Here is a 17,300-nt window from a genome sequence, read left to right on the forward strand (position 1 = left end):
CGATCGTCAGAAACTGGCGCGCACGCCGAAATTGAAACGGCGGCCGCTGAGTCCGTAATAACGGGTGATGCCGTACTTGTTGACCAGATGCATCCCCGTCTGGGTGACATTGGCGACAGACGCCAGGATGCTCACCTTGTCGTTGATCTTGAAGCTGGATGACATATCGAGCTGGCCGTAAGCGTTGACGAAGCTGCCATCGCCGAAGAAGCTCAACGGATCCTGCACCCAGCGGCTGCGATAGTTGTAGCCGGCATGGACCGAGAAGCGGCCGTCGTCGTAATAGCCGGTGATATTGTACGTATTCTTCGAAATGCCGGTAAGCGGCAGCGCGGGCTGCCCTTGATCGAGCACTACCTTATCCGACCAGATGTGCGTGTAATTGACCTGCACACCCAGATGGCTGAGCGGCCCGGGCAGGAAATCGAGCGCCTGCTGGAATCCGGCTTCGACGCCCTTGAGCGTGGCCTTTTCCGTATTCATCGGCTGCGCGACGGCAAGCGTGATCGGACGCGTGCTGCCGTCGCTCTGCGTCACCACCGCGGGCATGTCGTAATAGCTCGTGAGGACGAGATTCTTGACGTCCTTGACGAACACGGCGGCCGCCAGCAGCCCGCGCTTGCCCATATACCATTCGAACGAGAGGTCGAACTGGTTGGCCAGATAGGGCTTCAATGCCGGGTTGCCGAGGCGCAGGTTGCCGCGCCATTCCTGATCGGGGGGCGGCACGGTCGGCGCGCTCGGGCTGCTGGCGGCGGCGAGCAGGTTCATGTCCGGCCGCTGCATGACCTTGGCGGCGGCGAAGCGGACGACGATGTCGTTGCCGACCTGATAGGCGAGGTTGAGCGACGGCAGCAGGTTCCGATAGGTGAATTTCTGCGCCTGCAACGCGGCATCGGTATAGCCGAGCGTATTGGAGCCGAAATAGCCGTAGACCAGCTTCGCGTCGGGCGTCGGCACGAAGCCCGACGACGCCTCCTGGGTGATGACATAGCGCACGCCGACATTTCCGCGCAGACGACTGTTGGCGCTGGCGAGATCGAGCCGGACATAGCCCGCGCCCGAACGCTCCTGCACCTTGGTCGTCGTGCTGAGCACCTGCGTCGGCGGGTTGTTCTTGGTGATCTCCGACATCGGGAAATCGTGGAAGAACTTATCGAGATCGACGGTCAGGAAACTCCTCGGAAATTCCGCCGGGCCGTCATACGACTTGAAGTAGGTCGGGTTGCTGTAAATGCTCAGATACGAATCCATGTCGGCCGGGAAGCCCGCGGCCGATGACGGCATGGCGTTGGGCGTCGACGCCAGCGTGCGGTCCTGATACGTCCCACCGAACCGGATCGCGCGGATCAGCCCGAGATCGACCTCGCGCGAGACATCGATCCGCCCGTTCCAGATCTTGTCGGTGGTCGGCTGCTTGTAGGAGCCCTGCACGCCGGTGAAGTAATAATGCGATTTGTCGGTCGGATCGAAGTCATTGTAGAAACCGATGCTGATCGGGCCGTCCGGGTCGACCGTCGTATCATACCACATGCTCGCACCCGGCGCTTTCGTCGCCCAGGAAACGAAGGTCTGCGTCGTCCGCTCGGTCGCCTTGCCGTAGGATCCCTCGGCATCGACCTTCCAGCCGCCGAAATCGTATTTGGCGCCGAACGCGGTCGACCACATGCTCTGCTTGAACGCGAACCGGTTGGATTGCGTCCACGCGAACACGTTGGTGCCGCGCCACGCGGTCTCGACCCCGTTGTCGTCGACCGTCACCGTATCGGTCGGCGACGGGCCGAGCGCGCCGGCGCCGGCATACCATTGGTTGCCCTGGAAATAATTGTACCGCTGATCGAACTGCGACACGATCGTGTCCATATACAGCTCAAGGCTGTCGGTCGCCTTGAATTGCAGCGCGCTGGTGGCGCTGATGCGCTCATCATCGCCGACCAGATCGTTCTGGTGGACCGCGAAGATGCGATAGCGCGGGTCCGGCCCCGCCCAGGTCGAATCCTGGATCACGCCATCGGTGACGAACTGCTGGTCGTCGATGTTGCGCTTGTTGACATCGACGGCGATCGACCAGCCGAGCCGGTTGTCGAGGAAGGTATCGGTATAGAGCGCCGAGATGTGCGGGCGGATGCTGCCGCGCGCCTGCTCGTCATACGTGCCCTCGGCGGTGATCGCGACGCGGCGCTTGCCCACCGTCAGCGGCCGGATCGATTGCATGTTCACCGTCGCGGCGAGCCCGCTTTCCATCAAGTCCGCGGTCGGCGACTTATAGACGTCGACCTGACTCGCGAAATTCGCGGAGAGCACCTGGAAATCGAACGCGCGCGTGCCCGATCCCGACGGGAGCTGGCGCCCGTTATACAGCGTGTTGGTGAATTTCGGATCGAGCCCGCGCACGCTCAGGAACTGGCCCTCACCGAGATTGCGGCTGATCTGCACGCCGGTGACGCGCTGGAGCGATTCGGCGATGTTCTGTTCGGGATATTTGCCGATATCCTCGGCCGCGATGCCGTCGCTGATGACGTCGAGATTGCGCTTGTTCTCGATCGCGCGCTGAAGGCTGGCCGCGAAACCGGTGACGATGATCTCTTTGCCGGCGGCGTCCTGATCGTCCGATGTCACCGACGAATCGTCGCTCTGATCGCCCGAATCCTGCGCCCATGCCGGCGCCGCCAGCGCCAGGGCGGAAAATCCTGCGGAAAATACGATCGCTGCGCGAACCGCGCGCTTAACCTCCAAATGCCTCATGATCCCCTCCTCCTTGAAAACGACTCTACCTGGCCTTGCCCCTTTGTGTCACCCATGATACGCCGTGTCAATTATGAAACAACACGAACGGGGCTGACGGATCGGGAGAAGCGGGAACCCCCTTCTTCCATGCCACAGTCACAGGCAGGGGATTACATGCATGCGGATTACATCGGTCGAACCGTTCATTCTCCACGCCCCGATCGCGCGCGGCGCCATTTCGGATTCGACGAACACGATCACGCATTGGGGCATCGCCGGGGTGCGGATCGCGACCGATGACGGGCTCGAAGGCTATGGTTTCACCGGCACCCACGCGCATCTGGCATCCGATCGGTTGATCGCGGCGTGCATCGGCGATTGCTATGCGCCCCTGCTGCTGGGCGAGGATGCCGCCGATGGCGACCGGCTGTGGCTCAAGCTCGCGCGCTATCCCGCGCTGCAATGGGTCGCGCGCGCGGGCATCGCCCATCTCGCCCTCGCCGCGATCGACATCGCCTTGTGGGATCTGCGCGCCAAGAAAGCGGGCCTGCCGCTGTGGAAGCTGCTCGGCGGCGCGACCAGCGCTCGGCTCGAGGCTTATAATACCGATATCGGCTGGCTGTCCTTCGCCAAGGACAAGCTCGTCGAAGGTTGCGTCCGCACGATCGAGCAGGACGGCTTCCGCCGGATCAAGCTCAAGGTCGGGCACGACGATCCGATGGTCGATGTCGATCGGATCGAGGCGGTGCGCAAGGCGGTCGGCCCCCATGTCACGATCGCGCTCGACGCCAACGGCAAATGGGATCTGCCGACCTGCAAGCGCTTCTGCGCGCGCGCGGAGGCGCTCGACATCTTCTGGCTCGAGGAGCCGATGTGGTATGACGACGTCGGCTCGCACGCCGAACTGGCGGCATCGACCGCGATCCCGATCGCGCTCGGCGAGCAGCTCTATAGCGCCGACGCCTTCGCAAGCTTCATGGGCGCGCACGCCGTCCACTACGCCCAGCCCGACGTGACACGCCTCGCCGGGATCACCGAATATATCCGCGTGGCGGACGCGGCACACGCGCGGCGCCTGCCGGTGGTCGCGCATGTCGGCGACATGGGGCAGGTCCACGTCCATCTGTCGTTCTGGCACCCGGCGACGACGATCCTCGAATATATCCCGTGGATCCGCGACTGCTTCGTCGAGCCGATCGCGATCGATGACGGCCATTATGTGCGTCCGCAGGCTCCCGGTGCGGGCTGCACGCCCACCGATGAGGCGATGGGGGCTTATGCCAAGCCGCTGCGCGATTAAGCGCGGCGGCGGCTACGCCTATTCAACCGTGACCGATTTGGCGAGATTGCGCGGCTGATCGACATCGGTGCCCTTGGCGACGGCGACGTGATAAGCAAGCAACTGCACGGGGATCGCATAGACCAACGGCGCGATCAGCGGGTGGACCTTGGGCATCGCGATCGTGGCGAGGCATCCCTCGCCCGCCGCCGCGATCCCCTCGTCGTCCGAGATCAGCACCACTTTGCCGCCGCGCGCCTGCACTTCCTGCATGTTGCTGACGGTCTTGTCGAACAGCGGTCCCGACGACGCGATCACGATCACCGGCACGGCGTCGTCGATCAGCGCGATCGGCCCGTGCTTCATCTCGCCCGCGGCATAGCCTTCGGCGTGGATGTAGCTGATTTCCTTGAGCTTCAATGCTCCTTCGAGCGCCAGCGGATAATCGGTGCCGCGCCCCAGATAGAGCACGTCGCGCGCGGCCGCGATCGTATGCGCCATCGCCTCGATCGCCCCGTCCTGCGCCAGCGCGGCGTTGAGCGCGGCCGGCGCCTCGGCGAGCTGCCGGACGATCTCGCTCTCCTCGCCTTCGGCAAGCGTTGCCTTGGCGCGCGCAAGGTTGACGGCAAGCGCGGCCAGCACCGCGAGCTGGCAGGTGAATGCCTTGGTCGAGGCGACGCCGATCTCGGGGCCGGCATGGGTGGGGAGCAACAGATCGGCCTCGCGCGCCATCGTGCTCGTCGGCACGTTGACGACGACGGCGATCCGCTGCCCCTCGCTGCGCGCATGGCGCAGCGCCGCGAGCGTGTCTGCCGTCTCACCCGATTGCGAGATGAACAGCGCGAGCCCGCCCTCCTCCATCACCGGCGCGCGATACCGGAATTCGGAGGCGACATCGAGATCGACCGGCACCCGCGCGAATTGTTCGAACCAGTATTTGGCGACCATCCCGGCGTAGAAGCTTGTCCCGCACGCGACGATCGTGACGCGGCGGATCGCGCCGAGATCGAAATCGGGGATCGGCAGCGTCACGCGATCGTCCATCCGCTGGAGATAGCTGCGTAGCGTCTGCGCCACGACGATCGGCTGCTCGTAAATCTCCTTGAGCATGAAATGGCGGTGGTTGCCCTTCGACACCAGCTCGCCGGTCACGCCGGAGATCGTGATCGGGCGCTCGACGGGATTGTTGTTGCGGTCGAAAATCCGCGCGCCCTCGCGCGTCACGACGACCCAGTCGCCTTCCTCGAGATACGCGATCCGCTGCGTCAACGGCGCCAGCGCGAGCGCATCCGAGCCGAGATAGGTTTCGCCCTCACCATAGCCGACGACCAGCGGCGACCCGAGCCGCGCACCGATCAGCACGTCGGGATGCTGGCGGAACAGGATCGCCAGCGCGAACGCGCCGTGGAGCCGCGGCAGCACCTCGCGCACCGCGTCTTCGGGCGACATTCCCGCTTCGATCTTCTCGCTCACCAGATGCGCGACGACCTCGGTATCGGTCTCGCTGTCGAAATGGCGGCCGCGCGCGATCAGTTCGTCGCGCAGCGGCTTGAAATTCTCGATGATGCCGTTGTGGACCAGCGCCACCTCGCGCGTGGCGTGCGGGTGCGCGTTGTTTGTCGTCGGCCCGCCGTGCGTCGCCCAGCGCGTGTGCGCGATGCCGACATCGCCCGGCAGCGGCTCGGCCACCAGTTCCTTGCCCAGATTGACCAGCTTGCCCGAGGCCCGCCGCCGTTCGATCGCGCCGTCGAACACGGTCGCGATGCCGGCCGAATCATAGCCGCGATATTCGAGCCTTTTCAGCCCGTCGAACAGCCGCTCGGCGACATTGTCCCTGCCGACGATCCCGACAATTCCGCACATGCTATTTCGCTGCCTTCCGGGCCTTCATCCGCTCACGGAATCGGCCTGCCCAACCAGATTTTTGCTGTTGCTCGCCGCGCGCCACCGCCAGCGCCTCCGCCTCGACATCGCGCGTCACCACCGATCCCGCGCCCACGATCGCCCCCGCGCCGATCGCGACGGGCGCCACCAGCGCGCTGTTCGATCCGATGAAGGCCCCGTCGCCGATCTTCGTGCGATATTTGAAGAAACCGTCGTAATTGCAGGTAATCGTGCCCGCGCCGATATTCGCGCCCGCCCCCACCTCGGCATCGCCGAGATAGGTCAGATGGTTCGCCTTGGCGCCTGCCCCCAGCACCGCCTGTTTCATCTCGACGAAATTGCCGGCCCTGGCACCCTTGCCCAGCACCGCGCCGGGGCGCAGCCGCGCATAAGGCCCCACGCTCGCGCCCTCCCCCACGGTCGCACCTTCCAGATGGCTGAACGCGTGAATCACCGCCTTGCCCGCCACCGACACGCCGCGGCCGAAGACAACATTGGGCTCGATCGTCACGTCGCGGCCGATCGCGGTATCGTACGCGAACCACACCGTCTCGGGCGCGATCAGCGTCGCGCCATCAGCCATCGCCGCCGCGCGCCGCCGCTGCTGCCACGCATGTTCGACGGCGGCGAGTTCGGCGCGACTGTTGACGCCGGCGACCTCGTGCGCGTCGGTCTCGATTACCGCCGAGGCGCGGCCATCGGCGGCCGCGAGCATGACGATATCGGGCAGATAATATTCGCCCGCCGCATTCTCGTTGCCGACGCGCGCCAGCAGCGCGAACAGATCGCGCGCGCGCACCGCCATCAGCCCCGAATTGCACAGGGTTTCGGCGCGTTCCTCGGGCGACGCGTCCTTGAATTCGACCATCTTGACGATGCGGCCGTCACGATCCGCGATCACGCGGCCATAAGCGCCCGGATCGGCCGGCCGGAACCCGAGCACCACCGTGGCGGGCGCGTCGTCGCTCTGCAGCCGATCGAGCATCGCGCGCATCGTTTCGGGCGAGACCAGCGGCACGTCACCATAAAGGATCAGCACATCGCCGTCGAAGCCCGCAAGCGCGTTTTGCGCCTGCTGCACCGCATGGCCCGTGCCGAGCTGCTCAGCCTGGAGCGCGGTCGCGACGCCGAGCGGCGCCACCGCCGCCTCGACCTGCGCGCTCGCCGCCCCCGTCACCACCACCGTCCGCGCGGGCGCGAGCGTGTCGACCGCAGCGATCAGGTGGAGCAGCATCGGCCGCCCCGCGATCGGATGCAGCACCTTGTGCAGATCGGATTTCATCCGCGTGCCCTTGCCCGCGGCAAGGATGATCGCGGCGACGGGTTCGGTCATGCGCACTCCCTCACGAACCCGCGCCCTGCCATGAATGTCTTGCCAATTCCATAGCGACGCTGGCAGGCGGGCGGGCGATGACCGACTTTCCTTTCGCCATCGTCGGGTTCGATCTCGACGGCACGCTGCTCGATACCAGTGCCGACCTCGCCGCCGCGGTCAACCACACGCTCGACGGCGCCGGGTGCCCGCGCCTCGCGATCGATCGGGTCAAGGCCCATATCGGCGGCGGCGCCAGGCGGATGCTCGCGCTGAGCTTCGCCGAAGCGGGGCACGACGAGGCGGGGCTAGACGCGCTCTACGACCGGATGCTCGCGTTCTACGCCGACAATATCGCGGTGGAAACGCGGGCCTTCGACGGTTGCCTCGCCGCGCTCGACACGCTGGCGCGGCGCGGCGCGCGAATCGCGATCGTCACCAACAAGGCCGAACATCTCGCCCGCAAGCTGCTGGACACGCTCGGCATCTCATCGCGGTTCGCGTGCGTGATCGGCGGCGATACGCTGGGGCCGGGCAATGCCAAGCCCTCGCCCGCCCCGATCCACGAAATGATCGCGCGTTGCGGCGGCGGGCGCGCCGCGTTCGTCGGCGATTCGATCTACGACATCACCGCCGGCCGCGCCGCCGGGGTGCCGACGATCGCGGTCAGCTTCGGCTTCCTCGACCGGCCTGTCGCCGATCTGGGCGCCGACGCGGTGATCGACTCCTACGCCGATCTCGTGCCGACGCTGGAACGGCTGGGTTAACCCAAAACCGGTGTCGCGCCGAGCGGGATCACGGTGCGACCGAAAGTGGCGTTGGTCACGATCCCGAAGCTGCCGTACATCGCCAGCCCGCCGCACACGATGCCAAGCATCCCGCCCGCGTGCGTCAGCCCTTGCGCGCCCGTCGCTGCGCCGAGCCCCAGCAGCAGGAACGTCACCCACAATGTCAGGAAAATGAGGAACAGGATCTTGGGCAACCGGAAGGTGCCGATCCACATATAAAGCGTGAACACACCCCACAGCAGCAGCGCCACGCCCACCGTCGGCCCGGCGGCGCTCAGATCGATCACGCCGTTGCCCGCGAACAGCAGCAGCAACGCGAACCACCACCAGAACGCGCCATAGCTGAGGAACGCTGTCATCCCGAAGGTGTTGCGGACGCGAAATTCGAAAATGCCCGCGATGATCTGGATCAATCCTCCGAACGCGAGCGCCAGCGGGATCACCACCGGCTCGCCACCCGCAGGGAGCAGCCCCGCGTTGATCAGGCTCAATAGCACCGTCGTCAGCCCGAAACCCACCAGCCCGAGCGCGGCCGGATTGGCCTCGGGCGTGCCTTGTTGCACCACGTCCGTCATCATCCCCTCCATCATGATGCCGGCCGGTTTCGGTCTCGGCGGACAGGAGGCTATGGTAGCGCTATCGAACGGTCAAGCAGCGATCGTCAGACGGGCCGATAGCCCTTGCGCCATTTGGTCCACAGGTGCCGCGCGAGCATCGCAGGCGGCATCCGAAGCCAATGCGATCGCAGGTAGAAGCCCTGCCGCAGCAGCGGCCGCGTCGGCCGCCCCCAGCCGTCGCGCGCGGTGAGGCGGCGGCGGTAGAGCGCGTCGGCGCGGTGCCGCGTCCGCCATGCCTCGGGGATGGCGGTATCATAAAGCGCGTGCGCCAGCCGTGCCGCGCGATGCACCTCGGCTTCCAGGCCGTGATGGCTCGCGCGCTCGGCAAGTCCATCGGTGCCGAATTGCTCGATCAGGCAGTGGATATCCCACAGATTGCGCATCCCCCCCGCCAGATCGCCATCGGCGAACAGATGCGCGGCGGCGTGGACGAGCATGTCGGCAGGCGACAGCATCCGCAGGCCGTTCCCCAGCGCCACGCTGTCCGCGATCAGCGCGGCGGCGTCGGGGGTGATCCGCGCGGTCAGCGGCAGGATCGTATGGTGGACGTCGATCATCCGATCGCGCTCGCGGTGGATCAGCGGCGGCAGCTCGTGCATCCAGCGGCGATAATAAGCGTCGTCATAGGGATCGGGCTTCACCCATTCCCACCCCGCCCCCAGCAGCGCCGCCTCCACCGCATCGATCCGATCGCGCGGCACCAGAATGTCGAGATCGCCGATCGAGCGGCCGACGCCGGCGCTCAGCCCTGCAGCGGCGAACGCGGTGCCCTTGAGCAGCACGACGGGGCAATCGAGCGGCGCCAGCACGCGCCGCGCCATCTCGGCTTCCCACAAGGCCGCGATCCGGCCCTGCGCCGCCGACGCGCGCGCATCCACCATGATCCGCGCGACGGCGCCGGGCATCGCCACGCCCTCCAGCCGGTGCGCGAGCGTGCCGGCGAGCTGCTCGGCGCGCGCGATCCCGATCAGCGCCGTCCAGCCCCCGGCATCGAGCGATCCGGTCGAGGCGGGGTCGCGCAGCGCCCGCGCGAGAAGGTCACCGTCGTATCTCACAGCGCGGCCCACAAACGCTCGACCTGCGCGATCGCGCTCTCGGCATCGGGATAGTCGATCGCGCGCGCGGGCAGCGTCTCGACGAGGCGGGTCAGCGCGGCGAACCCCGGCTCGCCGAGCGCGGTGTAGTTGGTCGACGCCTGCGTCAGCCGCACGAACACTTCGCTCGGCGCCACCGGCCGCTCGGCGGGCTCGAAGCCGTAGCGCGGGAACAGGATCAGCGCCGGCCGCGCGGGCTCCTCCATGCGCGCTATCGCCTCGGCGGCGGGGACGAGATGGCGGATGTCGCCCTTGGGGGTGGCGCGCATCAGCGGCCCGAACCGCGCGTCGGGAATCGCGCGCTCGACCACCCCGATCGCTGCATTCTTCAGGCTCACCAGCCGGGGGAAGGCGTGGACCAGGCCGGTCTCGGGATCGATCAGCGCGAACTCATCGCCCATCAGCCGCCAGCCCCGGCGCCCGAGCAGCGCGGCAAGCGTGGATTTTCCCGCCCCCGACATCCCTGTCATCAACAGCGCGCGCCCGTCGCGCTCGACCGCCGAGGCATGGAGCAGCAGATAGCGCCGCTGGCCGAGCGCCATTTGCAGGTTCATCCCCATTTCGGCGGCAAGCAGCCCCTGCGCGAGCGGCAGCGGCGCGGCCTCGGGCAGCACGTAATCGCCCCCGATCATCACCGCCGGGCGCACGAATCGCCGCCACGGCCGCCGCGCGAACAGCCGCACGCTGAAATCGGGCACATCGTCGGCCGGCGCGGGATAATCGGCGTAGAGCGTTTCGAGCGCCGCGATCGGCGTGCGCCAGTCCGATCCGACGCGGAAGCCCACCGGGCCGATGCGGACGGCAAAGCTATGCCTCACGGCCGGGCCCGCGACCATCATCGTCATGCCGGACTTGTTCCGGCATCCAACCCTCCCCGAACGCCGACGTCTGCGGCATGTTGGACCCCGGAACAGGTCCGGAGTGACGAAAGGTGTGAAAGCCCTTCACGTCCGAACCACCAGCCCCGCCGCGACCAGTTCGTCGAGCCGCACCGCCAGCGCATCCTCGTCCTCGACCTCGAACACCGCCGCGAGCCGCGCCGCGATCTCGCCGAGGCCAAGCGGTGCCTCTTCCAGCACGTCGAGCAATTCGGGCACCGGCGAGGTCACCAGATGCGTGATCCCCGAGGCGCGGTGATAGAGCGCGGTGAAATCATCGAGCGCTACGCTCACGATCTCCGCGGCGGGCACGCGGGCATAGCCGGTCACGGCCTCAGCCGCGCGGCATTTGCAGCGATGCGAAGCAGGTGAAACCGCTGGTGCCGCGCTGCAGCCGGCGGATGTAATTAACATAGGCCTTGCTGCGCTCGGAATCGACGCCGGGCAATTGCCCGCCGTTGATCGCGCGCTTGACGTCCTCGCCCTTGAAGCGGGCGCCGGCGGGCGCGAACGCGCCGGGCGTTCCGGCCGGCACCACCGAGCCATCGGGCGCGATATAGCTGCCCGCGCGGCCTTCGTCGGGCACCGGGATCTCGCACGTCAGGATCGAGGCGTTGGTCTGTGCCAGCGCGGGCCGAATCGAGACGACCGCCGCCGCGCCCACCGCGCCCAGCTTCAAGGCGCGGCGCCGCGTCGTGCCCTTGGCGGGCGTATCTCCGGGATGCTGCTCGCTCATGGTCGCCCCTTATCGCGCCTTCTGTCTTTCATAATCGTAAAGCATGGGGCGTAATGCATCGGCAAGGCCAAGGCTGTTCGGATCACCCCCTCCCACGCTAGAGACGCACCGTTATGGCACAAAAGAAGACGTTCGCGGCGATCGGGCTGGTGCTGGCAGGCGCGGCGGCGGCGTTGATCTTCGCGCACAGCCCGCAATCGGCGCTGTTCATGCTCGTCGCCGGGGTCGCCGCGGTGCTCGTGCTGCGCCATCCCGAAGCCCCCCCGCCGGCGACGATCGACGGCGACGGGGACGCGCGCGATGCCGTCAACGATCTGATCGAGGCGCTCGGCGATCCGATCCTGGTGCTGGCCGGGAACCACGTCGTCCGCGCCAATACGGCCGCGCGCGCGCTGCTGGGCGCGCATGTGCTCGGCCAGGACGTACGGCTGGCGGTGCGCCACCCCGATGCGGCACGGCGTCTGGGTGAAGCCGACGACACCGGCGGCGGCGAGCCGGTGACGCTGATCGGGCTCGGGCGGCGCGATTCGCACTGGCAGATGCAGGTCGCCGCGATGGGCAGCGACCGGCGGCTGGTCCATCTCGTCGATCGCTCGCGCAGCGCGGCGGCTGAGAAGATGCGCGTCGATTTCGTCGCCAATGCGAGCCATGAACTGCGCACCCCGCTCGCCTCGCTGCTCGGTTTCATCGAGACGCTGGAGGACGACGCCGGCGCCGACCCCGCGCTCAGGGCGCGCTTCCTGGGCGTGATGGCGGGCGAGGCGCGACGGATGCAGCGGCTCGTCGTCGATCTGCTGTCGCTGTCGCGGATCGAATCGGACAAGGATCGGCTGCCCACCGCGACGATCGATCTCGCGGCGATCACGCGCACCGTGGTCGACGAGCTTCGCCGGAGCGATCCCGATCGCGGCGCGGATCTGGAGATCGATTGCGCGCACGCGATACCGCCGATCACGGGCGATCGCGCGCAGATGTCGCAATTGCTCCACAACCTCGTCGGCAACGCGATGAAATACGGGCGCGCCGGCACCCCGGTCACCGTGCGACTCGAGCCCGGCGATGCCGGCGACGTCACGCTGACGGTCGCCGATCGGGGCGACGGCATCCCGCCCGAGCATCTGCCGCGGCTCACCGAACGCTTCTACCGAGTCGATTCGGGCCGCAGCCGCGCGCTCGGCGGCACCGGGCTGGGCCTCGCGATCGTCAAGCACATCGCCGAGCGGCATCGCGGCCGCCTCGTCATCACCAGCGCGCCCGGCGAGGGCACCACCGTGACGGTGCATTTCCCCGCCGTACAGGCCGATCCGCCCACGCTGTCATAAAACTATCATGTCTGTGTCACATAGCGCGCCTCACCGGCCACCCGATACGGCATCGCCGGGATCGAACTTCCCCAGGAGGGCCTTGCACATGCTTCGTTCGTTCGCGCTTCTCGCGGTATCCGCGCTCGCGCTTGCCGCCTGCAACGATCAGGCGTCGACCGGCGGCGGCGCCCGCGATCAGATTCGCGTCGTCGGTTCGTCGACCGTCTACCCCTTCACCCAGCTCGTCGCCGAGCAGTTCGTCAACAAGAACCCCGGCATGAAGGCGCCGGTGATCGAATCGACCGGCACCGGCGGCGGGATGAAGCTGTTCTGCGCCGGCGTGGGCGCGCAACATCCCGATATCGTCAACGCCTCGCGCCCGATGAAGGCGTCCGAATACGCCACCTGCAAGGCGAACGGCGCCGCCGACGTGATCGAGGCGCAGGTGGGCATCGACGGCATCGCCTTCGCCGAGGCCAAGAACGGCCCCCGGATCGCGCTGACCACCGCCGACATATACAAGGCGCTCGCCGCCAATCCGGGCGGCAAGCCCAACGCCGCCAAGACGTGGAAGGACGTCAACTCGGCGCTGCCGGCGATCCCGATCCAGGTCTACGGCCCGCCGTCGACCAGCGGCACGCGCGACGCGCTCGCCGAACTGATTCTCGCCAAGGGCTGCGAGGAAACCGACGCCGGCGCCAAGGCGCTCGATTCGGACGCGTTCGACAAGCGCTGCAAGGCGGTGCGCGAGGACGGCGCCTATGTCGATGCGGGCGAGAACGACAATCTGATCGTCCAGAAGCTCCAGGCCAATCCCAATGCGCTCGGCATCTTCGGCTATTCGTATCTCGAGGAGAATGCGAACAAGCTCGAAGGCGCGCCGATCAACGGCGTCGCGCCGACCTACGATACGATCGCGGGCGGCAGCTACCCCGGCGCGCGGCCGCTGTTCATCTACGTCAAGAAGGCGCATCTCGATGCGATCCCCGGCCTGAGGCAGTTCCTCGCCGAATATGCGGCCTCATGGGGCAAGGACGGTCCGCTGGTGAAGCGCGGCCTGATCGCCGCGCCCGATGCCGTGCTCGCGCATTCGGCCGAACTGCTCAGCAACGCCACCCCGCTCGACCCGAGCACGTTGAAGTAACCCAGCCGTTCCTGCTGAGCTTGTCGAAGCACCGTTCTTCTCCGCCGTCAGAAAGAACGGCCCTTCGGCAGGCTCAGGGCGGACGGTATTGATCGTGTAGAGGCCCACCCTGTCCACCTTCGCCCTCTTTTTTGTCATCCTCGGCCTGGGCCTGATCGGCTGGCTCAGCGCGCGGGCACGGGCGATGGCGTTCCGGCGCGGCGGGGTGCGGCGGTTCAGCGCGCTGCCCGGCCATTACGGCTGGTATGTCGCCTTGTGGGCAGTGATCCCCGCGCTCGTCTTCCTGCTCGTCTGGGCGTCGGTATCGCCCGCGCTCGTCACCGATCAGGTGCTCCACGATCCCGCCGCGCAGGCCTTGCCGCAATTCGATTTCGCCCGCGCGTCGATCCTGTCCGAAGCGCGGCATATCGCGCGCGGCGACATCGCGGCGGGCTTCAACCCGCTGTCGACGACGCTGGCGCCCGCTTATGCGGCGGCGCAATCGCGGTTCGACGGGATCGGCACCGTGCTCGCGCTGATCCTCGCCTTTGCCGGCGGCGCCTTCGCTTATGTCCGCGTCCGCCCCGATTTCCGCGCCCGTACGCGGGTCGAGCGGATCGTGATGGTCGCGCTGCTCGCCGCCTCGCTGATCGCGATCCTGACCACCGTCGGCATCGTCGTCTCGCTCCTGTTCGAATCGGTGCGCTTCTTCCGCATGGTGCCGATCACCGATTTCCTGTTCGGCACGCACTGGAGCCCGCAGGTGATCGACAGCAGCGATCCCGGCGCGACGCTGGGCGCGGTGCCGCTGTTCTGGGGCACCTTCTTCATCGGCGCGGTGATCGCGATGGCGGTCGCGATTCCCTTCGGGCTGATGAGCGCGATCTACCTCACCCAATATGCCAACCCCCGCGTGCGGCGCTGGATGAAGCCGATCCTGGAGATGCTCGCGGGCGTTCCCACCGTCGTCTACGGCTATTTCGCCGCGCTCACCGTCGCACCCGCGGTGCGCGACGCTGCGGTGGCGATCGGCATCCAATGGGCCTCGTCCGAAAGCGCGCTCGCGGCCGGCATGGTGATGGGGGTGATGATCATCCCCTTCGTCTCGTCGATGGCCGACGATTCGATCGCCGCCGTCCCTTCGGCGATGCGCGACGGCAGCCTCGCGATGGGCGCGACCAGTTCGGAGACGATTCGGCGGGTGTTGCTCCCGGCCGCGCTGCCCGGCGTGGTCGGCGGCATCCTGCTCGCGGTCAGCCGCGCGATCGGCGAAACGATGATCGTCGTCATGGCCGCCTCCGGCGTCGCGACGCTGACGCTCAACCCGCTCGCCAGCACCACCACCGTCACCAAGCAGATCGTCGACCTGCTGACCGGCGAAGCCTCGTTCGACAGCCCCAAGACGCTGGCGGCGTTCGCGCTCGGGCTGACCTTGTTCGTGGTGACCTTGCTGCTCAACATCGTCGCGCTGGCGATCGTCAAAAGATACCGTGAAGCCTATGAGTGACGCGCCCGTCCCCGCCCGGCAGCCGACCGACTGGAAGACCCAGGCGATGCAGCGCCGCATCCGCCGGCGCTACGCCGCCGAGCGGCGCTTCCGGCTGATGGGCCTTGCCGCGATCGTGATCTCGGCCGGGTTCCTCGCCTTCCTGCTGGTGACGATGCTCGGCGGCGGGCTGCGCGGCTTCACCCGCACCGAGATCGCGCTCCCGATCGATTTCACGAAAGCGGCGATGATCGTCGATCCCGACGTGATCGCCGGGGGCGGTGACGTCGCCGATCGCGCGCTCGCCAATGCCGGCTTGCCCCGCGTGACGCGCGACGCCGCCGACCAGGCGTTCGGCCCCGGCGCCGAGCGCTGGTTGTCCGACGGCGCCTGGCTCAGCGTGCGCGACGCGATCAAGGCCGACCCCGCGCTGCTGAACAAGCGCGCAGTGATCGACGTCCCCGCCTCGACCGATATCGACAGCGCCGCCAAGGGCGATCCCTCACCCGCCGCCACGACCGCACTCGCCAAACTGCGCGGCGCGGACGCCATCCATACCGGCTTCAACACCGCATTCCTGAGCGAGGCCGACGCCACCGATCCCACCGTCGTCGGCATCTGGGGCGCGCTCAAGGGCTCGTTGCTGACGATGTTCGTGACGCTGCTGCTCGCGTTCCCGGTCGGCGTGTTCGCGGCGCTCTATCTCGAGGAATATGCGCCGCGGAACCGCTGGACCGATCTGATCGAGGTCTCGATCAACAATCTCGCGGCGGTGCCCTCGATCATCTTCGGCCTGCTCGGCCTCGCGGTGTTCCTCAACACCTTCCATCTACCGCGCTCGGCGCCCGTCGTCGGCGGGCTGACGCTCGCGCTGATGACGATGCCGGTGATCGTGATCGCGGGCCGCAACGCGATCAAATCGGTGCCGCCCTCGATCCGCGACGCCGCGCTCGGCATCGGCGCGAGCCCGATCCAGGTCGTGTTCCACCACGTCCTGCCGCTGGCGCTGCCCGGCATCCTCACCGGCACGATCATCGGCATGGCGCGCGCGCTGGGCGAGACGGCGCCGCTGCTGATGATCGGGATGCGCGCCTTCATCGCGACGCCGCCGTCCGGGCTCACCGACCCCGCGACAGTGCTGCCGGTGCAGATTTTCCTGTGGTCCGACGAGGTCAGCCACGGTTTCGTCGAGAAGACGTCGGCGGCGATCATCGTGCTGCTCGTCGTGCTGCTTACGATGAACGGCCTCGCCATCTATCTTCGCAACAAGTTCGAGACCCGCTGGTGATGACCGACGTTTCCCCTTCCCCGATCAAGATGGCGGCGCGCGACGTCAGCGTCTTCTACGGCGCCAAGCAGGCGCTCAACCAGGTGTCGATCGATATCGACATGGACAATGTCACCGCGTTCATCGGCCCGTCGGGCTGCGGCAAATCGACCTTCCTGCGCACGCTCAACCGCATGAACGACACGATTCCCAGCGCGCGCGTCGAGGGCACGATCACGCTCGACGGCGAGGACATCTACGATTCGTCGATGGACGTGGTGCAATTGCGCGCGCGCGTCGGCATGGTGTTCCAGAAGCCCAATCCGTTTCCCAAATCGATCTTCGAGAACGTCGCCTACGGCCCGCGCATCCACGGGCTCGCGGGATCGAAGGCACAACTCGACGCCACGGTCGAACAGGCGTTGCGCAAGGCGGGGCTGTGGGACGAGGTCAAGGATCGCCTCCACGACAGCGGCACCGCGTTGTCGGGCGGGCAGCAGCAGCGGCTGTGCATCGCGCGCGCGATCGCGGTCGATCCCGAGGTGATCCTGATGGACGAGCCGTGCTCGGCGCTCGATCCGATCGCGACCGCGCGGATCGAGGAGCTGATCCACGAACTGAAGGGCCGCTACGCGATCGTGATCGTCACCCACAATATGCAGCAGGCCGCGCGCGTCTCTCAGCGCACCGCCTTCTTCCACCTCGGCACGTTGGTCGAATACGGGTCCACGTCGGATATCTTCACCAACCCGCGCGAGGATCGCACCAAGGACTATATCACCGGCCGCTACGGCTGATCGATGAG

The 17,300-nt window shown here is 67.2% G+C and carries 15 protein-coding genes; 7 read left to right on the top strand and 8 right to left on the bottom strand.

Going from position 1 to position 17,300, the window contains the following annotated elements:
- Positions 1–6: 6 nt before the first annotated feature.
- A complete protein-coding gene (locus tag DFR49_RS06855) occupies positions 7–2,745 on the bottom strand; it encodes a TonB-dependent receptor (RefSeq protein WP_119034885.1) in 2,739 nt (912 codons plus the stop codon).
- Between the two features lie 160 nt (positions 2,746–2,905).
- On the opposite strand from DFR49_RS06855, the gene DFR49_RS06860 reads away from it, so the two are divergent.
- Positions 2,906–4,027 (top strand): mandelate racemase/muconate lactonizing enzyme family protein, encoded by a 1,122-nt coding sequence (locus tag DFR49_RS06860; protein WP_119034886.1) that lies wholly within the window; start codon positions 2,906–2,908, stop codon positions 4,025–4,027.
- Between the two features lie 18 nt (positions 4,028–4,045).
- Here the strand turns inward: DFR49_RS06860 and glmS are convergent, their stop codons facing one another.
- Both glmS and glmU read right to left on the bottom strand, forming a co-directional pair.
- Positions 4,046–5,869, bottom strand: a complete 1,824-nt coding sequence (gene glmS / locus DFR49_RS06865; RefSeq protein ID WP_119034887.1) for a glutamine--fructose-6-phosphate transaminase (isomerizing) — start codon at positions 5,867–5,869, stop codon at positions 4,046–4,048.
- Position 5,870: 1 nt separating this feature from the next.
- The gene (gene glmU, locus DFR49_RS06870) at positions 5,871–7,223 is read right to left on the bottom strand and encodes a bifunctional UDP-N-acetylglucosamine diphosphorylase/glucosamine-1-phosphate N-acetyltransferase GlmU (protein WP_119034888.1); all 1,353 of its coding nucleotides are present in this window, start codon (positions 7,221–7,223) and stop codon (positions 5,871–5,873) included.
- A gap of 77 nt (positions 7,224–7,300) precedes the next feature.
- Between glmU and DFR49_RS06875 the strand changes: the two genes are divergently transcribed.
- A complete protein-coding gene (locus tag DFR49_RS06875; protein WP_119034889.1) occupies positions 7,301–7,969 on the top strand; it encodes an HAD-IA family hydrolase in 669 nt (222 codons plus the stop codon).
- Here the strand turns inward: DFR49_RS06875 and DFR49_RS06880 are convergent.
- The 5 genes from DFR49_RS06880 to DFR49_RS06900 form a co-directional block, all read right to left on the bottom strand.
- Entirely contained in the window at positions 7,966–8,565 is a 600-nt protein-coding gene (locus tag DFR49_RS06880; RefSeq protein WP_119035328.1) for an acetate uptake transporter, read from the bottom strand. The genes DFR49_RS06875 and DFR49_RS06880 overlap by 4 nt on opposite strands.
- A gap of 86 nt (positions 8,566–8,651) precedes the next feature.
- Entirely contained in the window at positions 8,652–9,674 is a 1,023-nt protein-coding gene (locus DFR49_RS06885) for a nucleotidyltransferase domain-containing protein (protein ID WP_119034890.1), read from the bottom strand.
- Entirely contained in the window at positions 9,659–10,540 is an 882-nt protein-coding gene (locus tag DFR49_RS06890; RefSeq protein ID WP_425454928.1) for an HprK-related kinase A, read from the bottom strand. The genes DFR49_RS06885 and DFR49_RS06890 overlap by 16 nt, the downstream gene beginning before the upstream one ends.
- A 105-nt stretch (positions 10,541–10,645) precedes the next feature.
- Positions 10,646–10,909, bottom strand: a complete 264-nt coding sequence (locus tag DFR49_RS06895) for an HPr-rel-A system PqqD family peptide chaperone (RefSeq protein ID WP_245968275.1) — start codon at positions 10,907–10,909, stop codon at positions 10,646–10,648.
- Positions 10,910–10,913: 4 nt separating this feature from the next.
- Positions 10,914–11,315: a hypothetical protein gene (locus DFR49_RS06900; RefSeq protein WP_119034892.1), complete on the bottom strand. Its 402-nt coding sequence runs from the start codon at positions 11,313–11,315 to the stop codon at positions 10,914–10,916.
- Between the two features lie 113 nt (positions 11,316–11,428).
- On the opposite strand from DFR49_RS06900, the gene DFR49_RS06905 reads away from it, so the two are divergent.
- The 5 genes from DFR49_RS06905 to pstB all read left to right on the top strand — a co-directional run bounded on the left by DFR49_RS06905 (position 11,429) and on the right by pstB (position 17,292).
- Positions 11,429–12,637, top strand: coding sequence for an ATP-binding protein (locus tag DFR49_RS06905; protein WP_119034893.1), 1,209 nt, complete (start codon positions 11,429–11,431; stop codon positions 12,635–12,637).
- Positions 12,638–12,725: 88 nt separating this feature from the next.
- Positions 12,726–13,763: a PstS family phosphate ABC transporter substrate-binding protein gene (locus tag DFR49_RS06910; protein ID WP_119034894.1), complete on the top strand. Its 1,038-nt coding sequence runs from the start codon at positions 12,726–12,728 to the stop codon at positions 13,761–13,763.
- 109 nt (positions 13,764–13,872) lie between these two features.
- Positions 13,873–15,249: a phosphate ABC transporter permease subunit PstC gene (pstC, locus tag DFR49_RS06915; protein ID WP_119034895.1), complete on the top strand. Its 1,377-nt coding sequence runs from the start codon at positions 13,873–13,875 to the stop codon at positions 15,247–15,249.
- A complete protein-coding gene (gene pstA, locus DFR49_RS06920; protein WP_245968276.1) occupies positions 15,242–16,516 on the top strand; it encodes a phosphate ABC transporter permease PstA in 1,275 nt (424 codons plus the stop codon). The genes pstC and pstA overlap by 8 nt, the downstream gene beginning before the upstream one ends.
- Positions 16,516–17,292: a phosphate ABC transporter ATP-binding protein PstB gene (gene pstB / locus DFR49_RS06925; protein ID WP_119034896.1), complete on the top strand. Its 777-nt coding sequence runs from the start codon at positions 16,516–16,518 to the stop codon at positions 17,290–17,292. Before pstA ends, pstB begins: the two co-directional genes overlap by 1 nt.
- Positions 17,293–17,300 lie beyond the last annotated feature (8 nt).

The organism is Hephaestia caeni (assembly GCF_003550065.1).
Taxonomy (GTDB): Bacteria; Pseudomonadota; Alphaproteobacteria; order Sphingomonadales; family Sphingomonadaceae; genus Sphingomonas; species Sphingomonas caeni_A.

Bases quoted from the DNA above. Each gene is read 5' to 3' on its own strand.
- DFR49_RS06855 (WP_119034885.1), bottom strand. From the start codon at position 2,745: ATGAGGCATTTGGAGGTTAAGCGCGCGGTTCGCGCAGCGATCGTATTT.
- DFR49_RS06860 (WP_119034886.1), top strand. From the start codon at position 2,906: ATGCGGATTACATCGGTCGAACCGTTCATTCTCCACGCCCCGATCGCG.
- glmS (WP_119034887.1), bottom strand. From the start codon at position 5,869: ATGTGCGGAATTGTCGGGATCGTCGGCAGGGACAATGTCGCCGAGCGG.
- glmU (WP_119034888.1), bottom strand. From the start codon at position 7,223: ATGACCGAACCCGTCGCCGCGATCATCCTTGCCGCGGGCAAGGGCACG.
- DFR49_RS06875 (WP_119034889.1), top strand. From the start codon at position 7,301: ATGACCGACTTTCCTTTCGCCATCGTCGGGTTCGATCTCGACGGCACG.
- DFR49_RS06880 (WP_119035328.1), bottom strand. From the start codon at position 8,565: ATGACGGACGTGGTGCAACAAGGCACGCCCGAGGCCAATCCGGCCGCG.
- DFR49_RS06890 (WP_425454928.1), bottom strand. From the start codon at position 10,540: ATGATGGTCGCGGGCCCGGCCGTGAGGCATAGCTTTGCCGTCCGCATC.
- DFR49_RS06900 (WP_119034892.1), bottom strand. From the start codon at position 11,315: ATGAGCGAGCAGCATCCCGGAGATACGCCCGCCAAGGGCACGACGCGG.
- DFR49_RS06905 (WP_119034893.1), top strand. From the start codon at position 11,429: ATGGCACAAAAGAAGACGTTCGCGGCGATCGGGCTGGTGCTGGCAGGC.
- DFR49_RS06910 (WP_119034894.1), top strand. From the start codon at position 12,726: ATGCTTCGTTCGTTCGCGCTTCTCGCGGTATCCGCGCTCGCGCTTGCC.
- pstA (WP_245968276.1), top strand. From the start codon at position 15,242: ATGAGTGACGCGCCCGTCCCCGCCCGGCAGCCGACCGACTGGAAGACC.
- pstB (WP_119034896.1), top strand. From the start codon at position 16,516: ATGACCGACGTTTCCCCTTCCCCGATCAAGATGGCGGCGCGCGACGTC.